Source organism: Bradyrhizobium elkanii USDA 76 (genome assembly GCF_023278185.1).
Taxonomy (GTDB): domain Bacteria; phylum Pseudomonadota; class Alphaproteobacteria; order Rhizobiales; family Xanthobacteraceae; genus Bradyrhizobium; species Bradyrhizobium elkanii.
Map to the genome: position 1 here is coordinate 1518270 of NZ_CP066356.1, position 18696 is coordinate 1536965.

15 protein-coding genes are annotated in these 18696 nt (G+C 66.7%); 9 read left to right on the forward strand and 6 right to left on the reverse strand.

Translation table 11 applies throughout. From position 1 onward, the window contains the following. Positions 1-65: 65 nt before the first annotated feature. A complete protein-coding gene (locus tag JEY66_RS07200; protein WP_026191795.1) occupies positions 66-2030 on the reverse strand; it encodes an AsmA family protein in 1965 nt (654 codons plus the stop codon). Positions 2031-2274: 244 nt separating this feature from the next. Here JEY66_RS07200 and JEY66_RS07205 point away from each other — a divergent pair, with 244 nt between their 5' ends. The 6 genes from JEY66_RS07205 (at position 2275) to JEY66_RS07230 (ending at position 7297) form a co-directional block, all read left to right on the forward strand. After that, positions 2275-2982: a CoA transferase subunit A gene (locus JEY66_RS07205; RefSeq protein WP_016842309.1), complete on the forward strand. Its 708-nt coding sequence runs from the start codon at positions 2275-2277 to the stop codon at positions 2980-2982. Between the two features lie 24 nt (positions 2983-3006). Continuing rightward, complete coding sequence (locus JEY66_RS07210; RefSeq protein WP_018268725.1) at positions 3007-3657, forward strand: 3-oxoacid CoA-transferase subunit B; 651 nt, start codon at positions 3007-3009, stop codon at positions 3655-3657. 1 nt (position 3658) lies between these two features. Continuing rightward, positions 3659-4303, forward strand: coding sequence for a hypothetical protein (locus tag JEY66_RS07215; protein ID WP_016842311.1), 645 nt, complete (start codon positions 3659-3661; stop codon positions 4301-4303). 359 nt (positions 4304-4662) lie between these two features. Then, the gene (locus JEY66_RS07220) at positions 4663-5670 is read left to right on the forward strand and encodes a GlxA family transcriptional regulator (protein WP_016842312.1); all 1008 of its coding nucleotides are present in this window, start codon (positions 4663-4665) and stop codon (positions 5668-5670) included. 103 nt (positions 5671-5773) lie between these two features. Then, entirely contained in the window at positions 5774-6301 is a 528-nt protein-coding gene (locus JEY66_RS07225; RefSeq protein ID WP_016842313.1) for a tautomerase family protein, read from the forward strand. Positions 6302-6313: 12 nt separating this feature from the next. Next, on the forward strand, positions 6314-7297 hold the full coding sequence (locus JEY66_RS07230; protein ID WP_018268724.1) for a carbon-nitrogen hydrolase family protein: 984 nt from the start codon (positions 6314-6316) through the stop codon (positions 7295-7297). Positions 7298-7355: 58 nt separating this feature from the next. Here the strand turns inward: JEY66_RS07230 and JEY66_RS07235 are convergent, their stop codons facing one another. The 3 genes from JEY66_RS07235 to JEY66_RS07245 form a co-directional block, all read right to left on the reverse strand. Further along, complete coding sequence (locus tag JEY66_RS07235) at positions 7356-8723, reverse strand: MFS transporter (RefSeq protein WP_018268723.1); 1368 nt, start codon at positions 8721-8723, stop codon at positions 7356-7358. A 180-nt stretch (positions 8724-8903) separates the two neighbouring features. Further along, positions 8904-10433, reverse strand: a complete 1530-nt coding sequence (locus JEY66_RS07240; RefSeq protein WP_016842317.1) for an aldehyde dehydrogenase — start codon at positions 10431-10433, stop codon at positions 8904-8906. Beyond that, entirely contained in the window at positions 10430-11083 is a 654-nt protein-coding gene (locus tag JEY66_RS07245) for a GntR family transcriptional regulator (RefSeq protein WP_075969134.1), read from the reverse strand. The genes JEY66_RS07240 and JEY66_RS07245 overlap by 4 nt, the downstream gene beginning before the upstream one ends. A 155-nt stretch (positions 11084-11238) precedes the next feature. Here JEY66_RS07245 and JEY66_RS07250 point away from each other — a divergent pair, with 155 nt between their 5' ends. Both JEY66_RS07250 and JEY66_RS07255 read left to right on the forward strand, forming a co-directional pair. Further along, entirely contained in the window at positions 11239-12033 is a 795-nt protein-coding gene (locus JEY66_RS07250; protein ID WP_016842320.1) for an alpha/beta fold hydrolase, read from the forward strand. Between the two features lie 131 nt (positions 12034-12164). Beyond that, a complete protein-coding gene (locus tag JEY66_RS07255; RefSeq protein ID WP_016842321.1) occupies positions 12165-12650 on the forward strand; it encodes a Crp/Fnr family transcriptional regulator in 486 nt (161 codons plus the stop codon). Here the strand turns inward: JEY66_RS07255 and JEY66_RS07260 are convergent. Both JEY66_RS07260 and JEY66_RS07265 read right to left on the reverse strand, forming a co-directional pair. Further along, complete coding sequence (locus JEY66_RS07260) at positions 12589-13416, reverse strand: metallophosphoesterase family protein (RefSeq protein ID WP_016842322.1); 828 nt, start codon at positions 13414-13416, stop codon at positions 12589-12591. The two genes, JEY66_RS07255 and JEY66_RS07260, sit on opposite strands and share 62 nt — an antisense overlap. Positions 13417-13877: 461 nt before the next feature. Next, entirely contained in the window at positions 13878-17744 is a 3867-nt protein-coding gene (locus JEY66_RS07265; protein WP_018268722.1) for a PAS domain-containing protein, read from the reverse strand. Positions 17745-18098: 354 nt separating this feature from the next. Between JEY66_RS07265 and JEY66_RS07270 the strand changes: the two genes are divergently transcribed. After that, positions 18099-18497, forward strand: a complete 399-nt coding sequence (locus JEY66_RS07270) for a phasin family protein (RefSeq protein ID WP_016846989.1) — start codon at positions 18099-18101, stop codon at positions 18495-18497. Positions 18498-18696 lie beyond the last annotated feature (199 nt).

The following is an 18696-nucleotide window of genomic DNA, read 5'->3' on the forward strand; positions in this document are numbered from 1 at the left end:
TAGGGGTTTGCGGCGAGCGCGTGGATCGGTCCCGGTGCATTGATGCGCAAAGTGAATGGATTCGATCAGTTCGACTTCGCATTCTCGGCCGACGCCGCCGGTGCGCCGCCGGGCGCGCCTGCCGCGGCATCGGGCGCCACCGCGGGCCGCGCGGCGCCGCCGGTGAAGCGCTCGATCACCGAGCGCACCGCGTCGCGGGTCTTGCGATCCTTCACCGCATCGAGCAGCGGGGCGGAGGCCGGCGAGCGGCGGATCAGGCTTTCCGGATCGGGGAAGATCAGCGGATCGTCCCACGGCCCCTGGATCACGAAGGGCAGATCGAAACCGTTGCCGCCAGCCGATGCCGAGGTCAGGCTGGCGACGCCCTTGAGATCGTATTCGCGCGACGGCACCGAGGCCGTGCCGGTCAGCGTGATCTTCGCCGTGGGGCTTTCGACATGAATGTCGTCGGCGGTCGCGACGCCGTCGGCGAATTTCACCGAGATGCTGAGATTGTCGTAGGGCGTCGAGCCGGAGCGGAAATTGCCGCCGCCGGACAGCGGCCGCTTCTCCAGCCGCTTCAACAGCTGCTCGACATTGAAGCCCGCGATCGCGCCGTCATGCCCGTTCAGCGTCGCGGTACCGTCGAGCGACGACGCGAGCCCGAACGGGCTCGAGCCCGAGGCCGTCAGAGAGACGTTGAGATTGCCGCGGCCGGACAGCTTGTTGATGCCGAACAATTCGCTGGCGCAGGCCTGCAAATCGACATCGGTGAACTGGAATTGCGCCCTGACGTCGGCGACAGCATCCGAGCGCGCGATCGCGAACGAGCCCTTGGCGATGCCGCCATACATCTGCGCCTCGCCGACGCTGAGCGCCAGCGCGCCGCCGCGCAGATTGGCGCCGAATGCGGTGCGGCCGAGCTTGGACGGGCCGACCGTCACCTTGGCCGCCGACAGGCGCATGTCGAGATCGGTCGACGACAGCGAGGACAGGTCGAACAGCTGCCTGTTCCAGTCGCGCTGGCCGCTGGCCAGCAGGCGGAACGTCGAGATGTAAGGCGTGAAATCGAGATTGCCGGCGGCAAGCGTCGCCTGCAGCGTCTGCCGGCCGTTATTGGCGTAGGTCATCACGCCCTCGGCGACGTTGCCGTCGAGCTCGACATTGACATTGGTGAGCGCGACCGAGCCGCCGACCACATTGGCGCGAGCCTTCAGCGCGAAGCGGCCGAAGCCGCCACCGCCGCCGGGCGGGGCCTGGCCCATCCAGCGCAACGCGTTGCGCAGCGACGGTGAGTCCATGGTGGCGACGCCTTCCATCATCAGGCTGGTGCGGTTGGCGACGGTTCCGTCGAAAGCAACCTTCAGCGGCGCGCTGGCGAGCCGTGCCTTCAGGCCGGAGCGGTCGCCCGACAACAGCGCGACGAAGTCGCTGGCGCTGATCGAGCCGTCGACGCGTTCGCCGCGCCAGTCGAACTGGCCAGTTGCGGCAAAGGAACGCGAGATCGAGGGCCAGGCCAGCGACAGGTCGATATCGCCGAGCTGTTCGGAGATGTTGTTGGTGCCATCCTGGTAGTTCAGCTCGCCGTCCTGGATCCGGATTTCGGAGAACGACACCTGGTTCTCGGCGCCGGGCGTCATCGCCTTGGCGATGGTCTCGACGAACGGCGTCCAGTTGCTCTCGCCGGCGCCGTCGCGGACCACATGGATATGCGGACGGAGCATCATGACGTCGGCAATCTCGAACCGCCGCAGCAACAGCGGCAGCAGGCGCAGATTGGCGGTCAGCACGTCGACCTGGAGGGCGGGACCGATGGTATCGGCGCCCTTCAGCCCGACATTATGAAAGGAGACGTAGCTGCCCGGAAAAACCGAGACGTCGATCGGGCCGTTGACGACGAGCTCGAGCCCGGTCACGGCGCGGATCTGCGCCTCCACCGCGCGCTGCAGCGCGTCCCGGTTGAGGAACCACGACGTTCCGACCAGCCCGACCAGCGCCAGGCCGAAAAGCGCCGCGATCGGCATCCCCAGGCGCTTAATTCCTTGGGCCATCGTCAATGACATATCCGGGTCGGGTTGAATTTTGTCGGGTCGTCGTCGAACACAGCGGGCTCTCGCCGGAGGCCCCTGCCAACCCACGCAACTTGAAGGGTTTTCTTGTCGCTTTCAAGGCCATGTTGCTGCCGCGGGCCGCCGCCCGTCGCCCCACCGGGCCGTGATTGACGCATTGCGAAGATTTCGCCTAATAATCCGCTTTGCCACAGCCGTTCCGCGCCCTCCATCAGGTATCCGCTGCATGAACAAAGTTTATCCCGACGCCAAATCGGCACTCGATGGTCTCCTCAAGGACGGCATGATGATCATGTCGGGCGGCTTCGGCCTCTGCGGCATCGCCGAGACCCTGTCCGACGCGATCCGCGAGTCCGGCGTCAAGGGCCTCACCGTCGTCTCCAACAATGCCGGCGTCGACGGCATCGGCCTCAGCCGGCTGCTGGAGACCCGCCAGATCAAGAAGATGATCTCGTCCTATGTCGGCGAGAACAAGCTGTTCGCCCAGCAATACCTCGCCGGCGAGCTCGAGCTCGAGTTCAACCCGCAGGGCACGTTGGCCGAGCGCATCCGCGCCGGCGGCGCCGGAATCCCGGCCTTCTACACCAAGACCGGCGTCGGCACGCTGATCGCCGAGGGCAAGGAAGTGAAGGAATTCGACGGCGAGAAGTACATCATGGAGCGCGGCCTGTTCGCCGACGTCGCCATCGTCCATGCCTGGAAGGGCGATACCGCCGGCAACCTGGTCTACCGCAAGACCGCGCGCAACTTTAACCCGATGATGGCGACCGCCGCGAAGGTCACCGTCGCCGAGGTCGAGCACCTGGTGCCGGCCGGCGAGATCGATCCGGACCACATCCACACCCCCGGCATCTTCGTCAAACGCATCGTCGAAGTCGGGACCGGCAAGAAGCGGATCGAGTTCCGCAACACCCGTCCGCGGCCCGCCGCCTAAAACCCATTTCTTCAGGAGAGCCACATGGCCTGGACCCGTGAACAGATGGCCGCCCGCGCCGCCAAGGAATTGCGCGACGGCTATTACGTCAATCTCGGCATCGGCATCCCGACGCTGGTCTCGAACTACATCCCCGACGGCATCGACGTCAGCCTGCAGAGCGAGAACGGCATGCTCGGCATGGGCCCGTTCCCCTATGAGGACGAGGTCGACGCGGACCTGATCAACGCCGGCAAGCAGACCGTGAGCGAACTGCCCTCGACCAGCTATTTCTCGTCGGCTGATTCCTTCGGCATGGTGCGCGGCGGCCATATCGATCTGTCGATCCTCGGCGCTATGCAGGTGGCGCAGAACGGCGACCTCGCCAACTGGATGATCCCCGGCAAGATGGTGAAGGGCATGGGCGGCGCCATGGACCTCGTCGCCGGCGTCAAGCGCGTCGTGGTCGTGATGGAGCATTCCGCCAAGGACGGCCCGAAGCTGCTCAAGCAGTGCAACCTGCCGCTGACCGGCGAGCGCGTGGTCGACATGGTCGTCACGGATTTGGCGGTGTTCACCATCGACAAGCACGGCAAGGACGGCATGGCGCTGATCGAGCTTGCCGACGGCGTCACGCTCGACGAGGTCAAGGCCAAGACCGAGGCCGAATTCCGCGTCGCGCTGAAGAACACCTGAGATGATCGGCGCGGGACGATCCTCGATCCGTCCCGCACGATCCGACGACGCCGGCTTCATCGCCCGCATCGTCCTGGCCGCGCAGCGCGGCCCGTTGCCGCGCGGCTGGTTCGACATCGCGCTCGACCGGGGCGAGGCGGAATGCCTGGCGTTCATGACGCGACTCGCGGTGGCGCGGGTGCGGTCATGGTATCACGTCGCCCATTTCCTGGTCGCTGAAGTCGATGGCGTGCCGGCCGCCGCGCTGTGCGCGATGCCGGCATCCGGAACCGTGGTCGCGGCACGTGCGGCGATCGAGGAAGTCGCAGCAGAAACCGGCATGGATGCCGATGCCATCGTCGCGCGCGGCGGCTATGCCCGTAACTGCTGGGTGCAAGGCGGCGAGGGCGACTGGCTGATCGAGCATGTCGCCCGACAAGCGTCCCATCGCAGCGGCGGCCTGGTGCAGGACTTGATCCGCCGCGCACTCGCCGACGGCAAGGCGGCCGGTTACACGCAGGCATCGATCTCGTTCCTGATCGGCAACGACGCCGCCGAACGCTGCTACGCCAGGGCCGGCTTCGCCATCGCCGAAGAGAAGCGCGACGCCGCCTTCGAAGCGCTGACCGGCGCGCCGGGCTTTCGCAGATTTGCGCGGGCGATGTGAGTGGGGCGCACGGCGACCGGCCCGCATATACATCTGTCGTCCCGGCGAAGGCCGGGACCCATACGCCGCGGCGGATGTTGCAGGCGGGACTCGTCGTTGCAATCGCGCATGACAATTCGCATCGGTGGTTATGGGTCCCCCCGGCCTTCGCCGGGACGACAGTGAGTGCGCGGCACGGTTTGTGAGTCATACGCCCGCATTCTCGCGACATGGCTTGTCCGAGTTGACAGGTTTTGCTGAGTTGCCCGTCGGGCAGCCACACAGCGCGGCACATTCGGCGCCCGTCGCCCTCGCCGGCTTGTCCGGTCGTCCATGCAATGGCAGAATTGCGCCATAATGTGCAAAATCGGACACGGGCCATGCCACTCATCCGGATCTGGGTCTATGACGGTATCCTCGCTTCGGGCGTGGCGGGGATTGTCGACGTGTTCACCGCCGCCAATTCGGTGACGGCGCGGCGGCCGCGACGTCGCAGCGACATGCCTTCACAGCTGCGGTGGCGCGTCGAATCATTGAATGGCCGGCCGGTCCAGACGGCGTCAGGCCAGGTCATCGGCGTCGATGGACCGATCGGCGCGCGGTCTTCGGCAGACGCGGTGGTGATCCCGGGACCGTTCGTCGGCGATATCGAACGTTTCTTCGCGCGGCTCGATACCGTCGAGCCGCTGCTCGCGGCGCTGCGGCGGCAGCATGAGCGCGGCACCCTGCTCGCGTCCTATTGCACCGGCAGCTTCATTCTCGCCGAGGCCGGCCTGCTCGACGGCAGGGTTGCGACCACCCATTGGGCGAAGGGACGGACATTCGCGATGCGCTATCCGGCGGTCGATCTGCGCGTTGCCGAGATCCTCACCGAGCAGAACCGGATTGTCTGCTCGGGCGCGGTGACCACCTCGCTCAATCTCGCGCTTCGGCTGGTCGAGAAGTTCGCCGGTGCCGATGTCGCCGCCGAGACCGGCAAGCTGATGCTGATCGACAGCAATCGCATCTCGCAGGCGTCCTATGTCAGCCGCACGTCCGACACGCAGCACTCCGACGCGCTGGTGGCGCGGGCGCAGAGCCTGATGGAGAAGTCGCTGCAACGGGGCTTCAGCCTTGCCAGGCTGGCCCGCGACCTTTCGGTCAGCGAGCGCACCCTGAACCGACGCTTCAAGCTGGCGGTCGGCGAGGCGCCCTTGCAATATCTGCAGGCGCTGCGGGTGGATGTCGCCAAGCGCCTGATCGAAACCACGCGGCTGAAGCTCGACGCGGTCAGCGGGCGCGTCGGCTACAACGATCTGTCGACCTTCCGTCGTCTGTTCAAGCGCGAAACCGGGCTTTCGCCCCGCGAATACCAGCGTCGGTTCGTGCGCAGGGCCCCCGCTAGCTGAGAAGGCCGTGTCCGAATTTGCCCTGAGAATGGCGATACTGCCACTGCTGCAGGGAGCACGCCGCGCATAGACCTCGTCCTGTCAACAACAGGAGGTCGCCTCAATGCCGATGATCGACGTGACAATTCCCGAAGGAGCCCTGAAGCCGGACGCGGAAGCGCGGCTCATCAAGGAGCTCGGCGATATCCTGATCGGCCACGAGGGGTTCGATCCGGCGAACAAGGTTGCGCAAGGCGTCACCGTTGTGTTCCTGCATCGGCCGGCCGCCGTTTATGTGGCGGGCCAGCCATCGCCATCGCCACGATTTCGCATCGTCCCGACGGTCCCCGAAGGGCAGTACACCGAAGCCTCGCGCGCGGCCTTGGTGAAGGACGTCACCGACGCGGTGGTGCGCGCCGCCGGCGGTTCGTTCGACGATGTGGCGCCGCAGGTATGGGTGTTTCCGACCGAGATCCCCGACGGCCAGTGGGGCAGCCGTGGCGTCATTCGTCCGCTGCCGGACATCCAGGCCTTCATCGCCGGCGAGCACGAGCGCAAGGTCGGCGAGGCGCGTCTGGCGCGACGGCGGCGCGTCAAGGCGCTGGAGCTGCTTGCGGGCGCGCTCGACGCTGTCCGCAAGGGCGTCGACTGACGCGGCACAGCCATGACATCCGACACGCATTTCAGGCTCGCGGCGGTCCAGGCCGCCGCGGTGCCATTCGATCGCGACGCCTCGCTGGAGAAGGCCTGCCGCCTGATCGGCGAGGCCGGCGCCATGGGCGCGACGATCGCCGCCTTCGGCGAGACCTGGCTGCCCGGCTATCCCTTCTTCTGTCACGCGCCGACCGGGCCGAGCACGTTTCGCGCGATGGCCGAATATCTCGACAACGCGGTCGAGATTCCCTCGCCCACGACCGATCGGCTCTGCGCCGCCGCCGAGGCCGCGGGACTGGATGTCGTGATCGGCGTCGCCGAACGTGATGCCGTGACCAAGGGCACGGTCTACTGCACGCTGCTGTTCATCGGCCGCGAGGGACGGCTGCTCGGCCGCCATCGCAAGCTGAAGCCCACCTTCAACGAGCGCTCGGTGTGGGCCGATGGCGATGCGGCGGGCCTGCGCGTGCATGAGCGGCCCTATGGCCGGATCAGCGGCCTCAATTGCTGGGAGCACAACACGATGCTGCCCGGCTATGCGCTGGCCGCGCAGGGAACGCAGATCCACGTCGCGGCGTGGCCGGGGCGGGAGCCTGCGGTGGCGCCACCGTCGCCGACGCCGCTCTGGCCGCGGCAGTTGTTGCTGTCGCGCGCGTTCGCCTCGCAAGCCGGCTGCTACGTCATCGCGGTCGGCGGCATGCGCTCGCACGAAATCACGCCGGAACGTTACCGCGAACTCTCGACGATCGAGTACGGCGGTGACAGCGTCATCATCGATCCGCGCGGCGAGGTCATCGCGGGTCCGGCGCAGGGCGAGACCATCCTGATCGCGGACGGATCGCGGGAGGCCGTGCTCGCCGCCAAGGCGCTGTGCGATATCGGCGGCCATTATTCGCGCCCCGACCTGCTGCGGCTGATCGTCGACCGCAATCCGCAGGAGCGGGTCATCGATTGCGGCTTCGCCGGGCGTGTCACGCCGGAGATGTGGGAGTGACGCGACGGCGCGGGTAACCCGCGCCGCCAAAGCCTGTCGCGAGAAAGGTCGCTCCGTGTCACGAAGCTTCCTGCGGAATTGCGGATGGTGATTCCTCGCCCTTGAGCTCCTCGAGGCTGCGATGCCGCGGCTCGATGCCGAGCGCCCATACGGTGATGATCTGCACGACGAGCAGTCCGATCATCAGGGCCATCACGCCGGCGACGCCGCGCGCTTCGAACAGCATCACGACCAGGAATGGTGTCACGATGGTGGCACCTCGACCGAGTGTGTTGACTATGCCGGATGCCCGCAGCCGCACTTCGGTCGGGAACAGTTCGGGAATATAGATGCCGAACAACAGCGCGACCAAGACGTAGATCGGCACGGTCAGCGCGAAGCCGACGGCCGGCAGCAGGAACGGATCCGAGATCATCGGATAGATGACGCCGAGGATGATCGAGATCAGCGATGCGCCGATGATCGTGGGCTTGCGGCCCCAGCGGTCGGCGGTCAGGGCGCCGATCGCAGAGCCGATCGGTGCGCCAAGCGCCATCAGCAGCGAGTAGCCGAACGAGGTCGCGACGGACAGGCCCTGCTTGATGAAGAACACCGGCAGCCAGGTCACGAAACCGTAGAGCAGCGTATTGATGGTAATCAGGCATACCGCGCCGACGATCATGCGGGACAGCAGCGGCGCAGCGAACAGCGTGGCGAGATCGGGCGACACCGGTGCCGGCGTTGCAGCCGCGGGCGCCGGCAAGGGCTGACCCTGGGAAGCTTCCTTCTCGATCGCCTGCATCAGCGCCTCGGCCTCGGCGGTGCGTCCCACCGCCTCCAGCCAGCGCGGCGACTCCGGCAGCGACTTGCGCAGGTACCAGACGATCAAGGCGCCGACGCCGCCCAGCACGAACATCGCGCGCCAGCCGAATTGCGGGACGACGACCGATGCGACCAGCAGTGCGATGGGCAGGCCGGTCACGACGCAGACGGCGGTGAAGCCGAGCCACTTGCCGCGGCTCCGGGCCGGCACGAACTCGGTCATCGTGGAGTAGCCGACAACATTTTCGGCGCCGAGACCGACGCCCATCACGAAACGGCAGGCAATCAGAAAGGCCATGTTTGGCGCAAACGCCGCCGCCAGGGACGCGATGCCGAACAGCAGCAGATTGAATTGGTAAGTGAAACGCCGTCCGTAACGGTCGCCGAGGAAGCCGGTGCCGAAAGATCCGAGCATCATGCCGACGAAGGTTGCGGAGATGAACGCGGCGTTTTGGGCGAGCGTCGAGAACCCGGTTTTCAGCGTCACGCCGAGCACGGTGCCGGCGATATAGATGTCGAAACCGTCGAAGAACATTCCGATCCCGATCAGGATCATGATCCGGCGATGGAATGGTCCGATCGGTAGCCGATCGAGGCGGCTCCCGGCATTGACCGATGTCGACATATGCGCTCTCCCCTTGACTGTTTCCTCGGTGATGCGGCCCGCCATCTGTGGGCGGTTTGCCGCTTTGCTCGACTGCGGCTAGAGCGTTTTCGAGCGAAGTGGATACCGGTTCGCGTGAAGAAAACGCGTCAAAACAAGAATCTAGAGCCCCGTTCCGATTCCATCGGAACGGGAAAAGCTCTAGTTCAACCGGCGCTGGCTGGCCGTGTCGCGGTACCAATCGAACGGCTGTTCGTGGGTCGCGACCATCACGCTCTTGGTGTTGAAATGGTCGTCGAAGCTCTCGGTGCCGCATTCCCGGCCGATGCCGGAATCGTCGACGCCGCCCCAGGGCGAGGCCGGATCGAGCCGGTGGTGATCGTTGATCCAGACGATCCCGGCCTTGACCGCGGCGGCCACGCGATGCGCGCGCGCGACGTCGCGGGTGCGAATGGCGGCGGCGAGGCCAAAGGGCGAATCGTTGGCGAGCCGGAGCGCGTCGGCCTCGTCCTTGAAGGGCGTCACCGAGGTGAAGGGGCCGAACACCTCCTCCTGGAAGATCCGCATGTCGGATTTGACGTCGGCAAACACGGTCGGTTCGACGAAATAGCCGTTGTCGTGGCCCGCGACCTTTGCGGCCACGCCGCCGGTGAGCAGCCGCGCGCCGTCTTCATGACCGTAGCGCGCATAGCTGAGAACGCGGTCGCGCTGGCGTGCCGAGATCACCGGCCCAAGCTGCGTGTTCGGATCGAACGGATCGCCAATGCGGATGGTGCGGGTCTTGGCCTGCAGCTTTTCGACGAACTCGTCGTAGATCGAGGCCTGCACGATATGGCGCGACGCGCAAACGCAGGTTTGGCCGGCGCCGATGAAGGCGCCGAACGCGGCATAGTTGACGGCGCGGTCGACGTCGAAATCGTCGAATATCATCACCGGCGTCTTGCCGCCGAGCTCCATGGTCTGGTGCGCGAACACCTTCGCCGCGGCGCTGCCCGCGATGCGGCCTGCTTCGGTCCCGCCGGTCAGCACAAGCTTGTTGATGTCGCCATGCTCGGCGAGCATCTTGCCGGCGCTCTGGCCGAGGCCAAGCACGATGTTGAAGACGCCGGGAGGCAGTCCGGCCTCGCTGAAGATCTGGGCGAGCTTCAGTGTCGTCAGCGGCGTATATTCCGACGGCTTGACCACGGTGACGCATCCGGTCGCCAGCACGACGGCAAGCGACTTGCACAGGATCATGAGCGGGTGATTGAAGGGCGTGCAGTTCGCGACGATTCCGATCGGCGTGCGCAGGGTGTAGTTCAGATACGCGCCTTCGACCGGGATGACGGAATCGCGGCGCGACAGCGCCAGTCCGGCGAAGTAGCGGAAGAAATCCGGCAGGCGCGACAGCTGCGCGCGGGTTTCGTTGACCGGACGGCCGTTGTTCAACGTCTCCAGCCGGTACAGCGTGTCGAGATTGGCCTCGAACGCGTCGGCGAGCCTGTTGACGAGCCGGGCGCGCGCCCTCGTGTCCATCCCGCCCCACGCCTTGCCTTCGAATGCAGCGCGAGCGCTCTTCATCGCACGGTCGATATCCGCGGCGGTCGAATTCGGAATGCGGGCGATGACGTCGCCGGTCGCGGGATTGCGGACGTCGAGCATCTCGCCGTCTCCGGCCTCGACCTCGCGTCCGTCGATGAAGTTGCCGTGGATCTCGACGTCGATCGTCGCGGGCTTCGACGGAATGTTCATGATGACCTCTCTTCGACGATGACGGCGTTGCGCTTGAGTGCCGGCAGCACGCGCTTCTCGGTCGCCGCGATGTGAGCCTTGATGATGCGGGCCGCGGTGCGTGCCTCGCGCTGCTGCATGGCGTCGATCAATGCGACATGCTCGGCCACGAGCTTCGCCGGGTCGTGGCCCTTGAGATTGGAGACGCTGACGCGCACCAGCCGATCGGCCTGGCCGATCAGGTCGCAGAGCGTGGTCGCCATGCGGCGGTTGCCCGACGCGTGCGCCAGCGCCGAGTGGAAGCCGCGATTGTAGGTGATGAAGTCCTCATGGCTGCCGGAGAAGCGGCGGAATTCATCGAGTGATTTCAGGATGCTGTCGGGCGCGCTCTCGATTGCTTCGGCGACGCAGGCCGGTTCGAGCGCAAGGCGGAAGCGCAGCAGATCGCGGGCGTCGGACAGCGAGATCGGATTGACCCGGTAGCCCTGGCGGGGCTGCACCGTCACGAGGTGCTCGCGCTCGAGCCGCAGCAGGGCGTCCCGGACCGGCTGCCGGCTGACGGCGTAACGCTCCGCCAGATCCTGCTCTCGTATTTCATCACCGGGAGCAAGCTGACATGATAAAATATCAGATCGCAGGTTTTCGTAGATATTCTCGCGGAGAAGTATCATTTCATTGGGTCTCCTGCCCAATAAAATGCAGTTTGTGAAATATCACGTCAAGCTGAAATCCTTGAAATCCGGGTGATTTGATTTATCAATCGTCCGCAGGGGCGCTTCGGAGCCCCGATGCGAGAATTTCGGACGCGATTTGAAAGAGAGCGACGATGGACAGGCTTTTGGCCAACCGCACAGTCAACGCAGCCCAGTCGGGCGAGGGGCCGCCGCTGGTGCTGTTTCACTCGCTGCTGTCGGATCGCGCGAGCTTCGATGCAATCGTGCCGGAGCTTGCCCGGTCGTTTCGGACCATTGTGCCGGAACTACCGGGATTCGGCCGGTCGAGCGCGGCCGAGGGGGGCCTTGCCGCAATTGCCGACCGGATGGCGGACGCGGTGCATGATGCGGCTGATGGCGCGCCGGCCATCGTGCTCGGCAATGGGTATGGCGGGTTCGTCGCGCTGCAGATGGCGATCCGCCACCCGGCGATCGCGAGCCGGCTGATCCTCGCCGACAGCGGTGCGGCATTCTCCGAGCCGGGCCGCGAGGCGTTTCGCAACATGGCCAGGGTTTCACGCGAGAAGGGGCTCGCCGCGATCACCGACATTGCAATGCGCCGGCTGTTCGCACCGGATTTCCAGGCACAGCATCCCGCGCTGATGCAGGATCGCCGCGACGCATTCCTGCGCACCGATCTCAACGTGTTCTGCGCGGCCTGCGATGCGCTGGCGAGCCTCGATCTTCGTGCCGAATTGCGCAGCGTGACTATACCGACGCTCGTCGTGGTCGGCGAATATGACGAGGCAACGCCGCCGCCGATGTCATACGAATTGGCAGGCGGCCTGCCGAGAGCCAGGCTCAGGGTCATTCCGGGGTGTGCGCATGTCCCGCAACTGCAAGCGCCAAAACTGTTCCTCGATACGATCGGCGATTTCCTGGCGGTCAAGCATAACGCCCCCGCCTGAGGCACGAGCACTGGGCTGGATCGCGCCGCGGGCCACGCGGTGGCGTGCCGACAATTTGGGCAGAACGCCCAGCTAATGCCGTTTGACGCGACAGCATCTCTGCCTAGTCTGACCGGAGACGGAGATGAAACATGCGAGCGATCCTTGATCACTGCACCGGCGGTCGCAGGCGCAGCTTGCCGGCCGGCACGGATTTCATCGAGGAGGGCGGCAAGACCGGGCACCTGTTCGTGCTGCTCGAGGGCAAGGTGGAAGTCGTCAAGGGCGACAGCCTGGTGGCGGTCATCGACGAGCCCGGCGCGGTGTTCGGCGAGATGAGTGTGCTGCTCGACCGGGCGCACAGCGCCAAGGTGCGCACGGCCTCCGATTGCGTCCTGTACGAGTTCGACGATGCGGCCTCGTTCCTGCGCCAGCAGCCGGCGGTGGCGCTGCTGATCGCGCAGCTGCTGGCACAACGGCTTCATGTCGCCACGACCTATCTCGCCGACCTGATGCACCAATATGCCGATCACGGCACCCATCTGGCGATGGTCGGCGAGGTGCTGCAGAGCATGATCAACCTGCCACCGATGCAGGTCGCGCCAGGCTCGGATCGGCAATCCGATCCAAGGATATGAGCCAGTCCGGCGCATCGCGCAGCGGCGCCGCCGGCCGCGACAGCGGCGCCTTGAGATCGATCATCTGCGCATCGCCGGCGGCGAGCCAGAACGCCTTGTCCTGCGCGAGATCGAGCACGATGTAGACCGGGGGCCGGCCGGGCTGCAGGCCGGTGTTGAACACCCAGGTCGCTCCGATCCGGTCGAACCACGAGCCGCTCTGGATGAACGGCGATTGATGCACATGGCCCGAGATCACCATCGCCGGATGGTGGCGCCCGATCCAGCCGAGCAGCTCGGCGTCGCCGAAGAAGCGCTTGCCGCCCCAGCTGGTCGGCGAATCCGCCGGCGGGGCGTGATGGACCCAGACCCAGCGCTTGTGCGGCATCGCGGCTGCGGCGCGAAGCTGCGCGTCGATCCGCGCCTTGACCAGCGGGCCGTCCCACCACGGGCACACCGTGAACAGCGTGTCGCCGATGGTCAGATTGTCGCCGTCGCAGGCGACGCCGAACTCCCTGATGCCCGCGACCCAGCGCGCGATCTTCTCGCCCTCCGGGTTGCGCTCGTCGAGGTCGTGATTGCCCGAGCAGAAGATCACCCGCGTGAGATCGGCGAGCCGCGACAGGTATTTCGTGACGACGACGATCTGGGCGCGGAAATCGACCGCCGAGCCGAGATTGAGCGCATCGCCGGCGAAGATCACGAGATCGAATTGCGGTGCCGCCGCCAGCAGCCAGTCGAACTGCGGCAACGAGTAATGCAGGTCGGCGACGACAAGACAGCGCATCGGTGAAATCCGAATGCCCGGAAAACGGGCGGGGCCGCACGGCAATGAATTCAAACAAGCCGAATCGCAGCAAGATCTATGCCGCGCCGCGCGGATCCGACGCGACAGATGTTCGCAGTGTCCGGCGAGTCGTTGGTCCTGCTGGCGCGGCGGTGGAGCGCGAATTTCGAAGCGACTTGAATATTGCGCGGTTGTGCGCCGCTCAGGCAAGTGAGGTGAGCGCGCCTGTCAGGCTCCCTCTCCCCCTGCGGGAGAGGGTGGGGAGAGGGGGGCCCCGGGCGAGATTCTTGCGATGAGTGTCGGTCTCACAGTCTCGGCCGCGCCGTTCTGCAAATGGAGAGAGCACGTCGTGTGGCACCCCTCTCCCCAACCCTCCCCCGCAAGGGGAGAGGGAGCCCTTCCGCCGGTGCGTCCCTTACGGGAGCGCGAGACAGCACACGCGCTGCATCTCGCGCCGCTGCTCACGCCCTTGCCGCGGCGTGGACGAAAGTCACCTCGATCAGCGTGCCGGTGCGGCCGCCGGTCCTGATCTGGAATTTGGCGCGATTGGCTTCGACCAGCGCCTTGGTCAGCGACAGGCTGACGCCGCCGGAGCCGGCCTGATCTGATGGCGTCGGCGCGCGGAACGGCTCGAGCGCCGCGGCGACCTCGTTGTCGTTGAGGCTCTGCCCGGTGTCGCGCACGCGCAGCATCACCTCGCCGAAATCCGACAGCGCGGTCGAGACGATCACCTGGCCGCCGGCATTGGCGAGATGGATCGAGTTGCCGATCAGGTTCAGCGTGATCTGGCGCAGCGCGCGGGCGTCGGCGACGACAGGCGGCAGCGTGTGCGCGAGCGAGGTGCGGATGATGATGCGTTCGCGGTTGGCCTGCGGCTGCATCACCGCGACGCAGCTCTCCACCATCTCGTTGAGGTTCTGGCTGGCGAAGGCGAGGTCGAGCTTGCCGGTCTCGATCCGCGAGAGGTCGAGCAAATCGTTGACGATCGCGATCACCCGCTCGCCGGAGGCGCGGATGTCCTTCATGTATTCGACATAGCGCTCGTTGCCGAGCGCACCGAAGCGCTCGCCGATCATCACCTCGGCGAAGCCGATGATGGCGTTGAGCGGCGTGCGCAGCTCGTGACTGATCCGCGCCAGCATGTCGGACTTGGCGTTGGCGGCGCGTTCGGCGAGCCGCCGCGCCTCGCGCAATTCGCCCTCGCTCTTCCTGGTCTGCGACAGATCGCGGAACACCGCGAAGAAGTTCGGCCCGTCGGCGCGGGTGCGGCCCATCGTCACCGACAGCGGGATGATGCCGCCCTGGCGGACGCGGCCGAGCGTCTCGCGGCCATGGTCGAGCAGGCTGGCGACGCCGGCCGATTTCAGGCTCGAGAGATAGTCGAAGATGCCGTGCTGGCTTTCCGGCGCGAACAGGTCGGCGAGCTTGCGGGTGACGAACTCGTCGCCGTCATAGCCGAACAGCGCCTCGGCGCTGCGGTTGCAGGAATGGATGTTGCCCTCGGCATCGAACATGATGATGCCTTCGGCCGCGGTGTCGAGGATCGCGCCGAGCTCCTCGGCGTCGGCCTGGCCGGCCTGCGGCTCGGCCGGCGCAAGCAGCGGCTCGGCCGCAGGCTCCGGCTCGGACAGTGCGGCGGCGATCGCGGCATCCTCGTCCAGCGTGCGCGAGAAGATCAGCGCCAGCGCGGAATCGTCGTCCCAGGTGATGGTGTGCAGCCGCGCCTCCGCGGACACCGACTGCGCGCCGTGCTCGGTGCTCTGGTTCGCCGAGATCGTCACCGGCGTGCCGGTGCCCGACGTGCTGCTCGCCTGCGAGACGCCGGGCTCGACATAGAGCGCGTCGAGGCCGCCGGCGGCCTCCAGCGCGTGCAGGCTGTCATGGCCCATGCGTGCGAGGAAGGCGTGGTTGGCATAGAGCAGGCGGTCGAGGCGGTAGATCAGGACGCCGACCGGCAACAGATCGAGCAGCGCGCGGTCGCGGCGGGAATCTGCGCGCGGCGCCGGCTCCGCCGCAGCCAGCCAGCTGGCCTTTGGTGTTTCCGCCGGCGGCTCCAGCTGCGCGACCGTCTGCTGCGATGCCGCCGCTGCTTCCTGCGGCGGTTCGCTGGCGGGCGGCGCTTCGGCGAGCGGCTCGGCCGGCACGCTGTCGTTCGTGGTCGCGGCGAGGCCGGCCTCGTTCTCGAGCCGCGCCGACAATTGGCGGGCGAGCTCGTTGAAGGCGTTGTTCTCGACCGGCGTCAGCGACGGCGGCCGGGTGTCGCCGGCGGGACGGAACGGCACCACATTCGGTGGCGGGTCGTGACGCACTTCGTGCGTTTCCTCGTGCGTTTCCACGGCGTGATCCGGATCGGCTCGGTGTGAAGTCTCTGCTGTTGTCGGCTCGGTCAATTCCTCGGGTGGTGCTATCGCGGTCGTGTCGGGCGGCGGCTCGGCGTGCGGCGGAGGATTGTCCGGCGGCGCGGCGGGCCCGGGCGGCGCATCGCTGCGCGGCGCCGGCGCGACATCGGCCGACAGCGATTTCGGCGCGACCGTGCCGCTGAAGAACTCATAGCGGCGCAATGCGGCGAGTCGCGCAAGCCCGTCGAGGTCGCGACACACACCAAAGCCGCGATAGCCGGCGAAATTCCGGGCACGATCGAACACCGGCAGCCCGGACAGTTCGACCGGCAGCCGGCCGCCGCCGTCGACCGGCCAGTACAGCGTGATGCCGCTCCAGGTGTCGTGGCTGGCGAACGCCTGCATCACGCGGCCTTCGGGATCGAGGCCAAAACTCTCGGCGATATCGCTCCAGAGCCGGCCGAAGCCGGCCGCGGTGTGCAGGCCGATCAGGCGGATGAATTCATCGGAGCCGAGCGAGAAGCGCGCCTCGTGGTCCATCTGCCACATGAAACGCAGCGGATGCCGCCGCACCGGCACCGGCTCGTCGAGCCAGGATGGCGGTGGCACCGGCGCCAATGTCGCGGGCTCCGGTTCGGCGGCAGACGCAGGCGTCTCAGCGACCGCATAAGGCGAGGGGGCGGGATCGGCCGGCGGCGCTGATGCTTCCGGCGCGTTTGCCGTCGCTTCTAGATCAGGCGCGGGCTCCGGCTCAGGTTGTTCGACCCGCGCCTCGGCGGGCACGTCGATCAGCGCTTCCGACAGCGGCTCCTCGACGGCGGGAGTTTCGTCGGGCGTGGTGTCGAGAGGCGCTGTCTCTGCGTGCGCCTGTTCTGCTGACGCGAGAGATGGAGCAAGGTCTGCAGGCACTTCGACCCGCGCTTCGATAGGCGCCTCGATCAGCGCTTCCGACAGCGGCTCCTCGACCGCGGCAGTTGCGTCGGGAGTGGTATCGAATGCCGCGGTCTCGACGGGCGCCGCTTCGACTGGCGCGGGAGATGAAGCTGCATCCGCAGAGTCCGGTTCCGTCGCGCTGATGATCGGCGCGGCCGCTTCTTCCGGCGTCGGATCGAGCGCATCGAACAGCGTGAAGGTGGCCGGCGCTTCGCTTGCCGACGCAGGGGCTTCGTGATGCGCGGCTTGTTGGTCGACGGCGATCGGTGCTGGCGGCGGCTCGGTTGTGGCGAGCTCTGGCGGCGTCACTGCTGGGGATACGGAGGCTTCGGACGCTGCCGGCGCGACCGGCTCAGGCACGACCGGCTCAGGCGCGATCGGCGCCGCCGGCCTTGCGGCGAGATGCGGCGCCGGCTTGATCAGCGCGACCAGCGCGCGATCGGCGCCGCGGCCGATCCGTTGCAGCACGACGCGGCCGATCGCAACGCTCGCCGCCGCGCGGCCCTGCGCCAGCGCCTCGCCGCGCGCGGCCTCGAGACCGGCTTCCGTGAGATCGTGCAGGCCGGGCAGCGCACGCGCCGCCTCGTTGGTTGCGACCAGAAGTCCGTCGCTGGTGAAGGCGGCGGCTGGACGCGGCAAGCCCTGCAGCAGCCGCAGCAGGCGTTCCGCGAGCGGCATGCCGCGGCCGGTCGCGTTGAGCGTTGTCATCAGGATGCCGTGGCTGCCGTCCGGCAGGTCGATCCTGGCGCAGCCGCAGGTCGCGAGCATGCCCGGCGCCGCGCCGAAGCCGCGCAGCCGCTCCAGCCGGACCGCGCCATTGGCGTTCAGGCTGTGGCCGAGCCGCGCGACCTGACGACGATGCGGATCGGCCGGGCCGAAGCTGCGCTTTGCCAGTTCGGCGCCGTTGGCGGCACCGAATACCTGCGCGCCGACCGGATTGGCCCAGAGAATCCGCGCGCCGTCGGCCGCCCACAGCCATGCCGGCAGGGCGCCCGTCGCATGATCCGCCAGCCTGACATCGCCCAGCGCCTGGATCTGGAATTCCGCGTCACTCATCACGCAAGATTTGACCGCATGGGTTTGGCTTTCTTCCTTAAGCTCAGCCGAAGGCCCGGCAGCCGCAGGACGACAGCCTTAACAGAAGGTTAGTATCGCAACTGGGGGGCGGCAGGTCCATGTCCGCAGCGAAACTGCCCCCGCCAAAGCCGGGATAACGTTAACTTCGCTGAACGATCCACAGCCGTTCGGCGTTGTCGGGCAGAGAGAGGTTGCTGCGAACCGCGAGATGCGGAACCAGGCGGCGCCGCGTCACACCTGCGATTGCAGTGCCACGCTATATTCTGCCGTCTATCTTGCCCTGGGCCCGCAGGGCCAAGCGGCGGGCCGATCAGTAAGCGAGGGAGAGCGACCATGAGCGATAACGGGCGTGACCATTTCGAGATCCCCAAGTTCGAGATTCCCAAGGATATGCGGTCGATGGCGGAGGCGAGCTTCGATCAGGCGCGCAAGGCGTTCGAGCAATTCGTGACCAACGCCAAGGACACCGCCGGCAAGATCGAGGAGCGCAACGCCACGATGCGCGCCGGCGCCAAGGATCTTTCGGCCAAGGCGCTGTCCTATGCCGAAAAGAATGTGCAGTCGTCGCTGGACTACGCCGAGGCGCTGCTCAAGGCCAAGGACCTCAGCGACGTCATGCGGCTGCACAGCGAATATGTGCAGGGCCAGATGCGCTCGCTCGCCGAGCAGGCCAGCGAAATGGGCCAGGCCGTCAGCCGCGCCGCGATGGACGCGGTCAAGCCGAAGAACTGATCGAGGCGCTTTGACCGCGGTCGCCCCCGGCGCGTTCAGCCTCGGCCGGCCGCGGTAACCTTATATTCCGCCATACAAAAAATATGGCGTTGCACGCGATCTTACATTGCGTTGCACAAAATTGACATGATATGGGTGTTTATTAGGCGCGCCCGACGAAGGGCACTCCCGTGAATCAAGGCAGCGTGATCCATTTCAG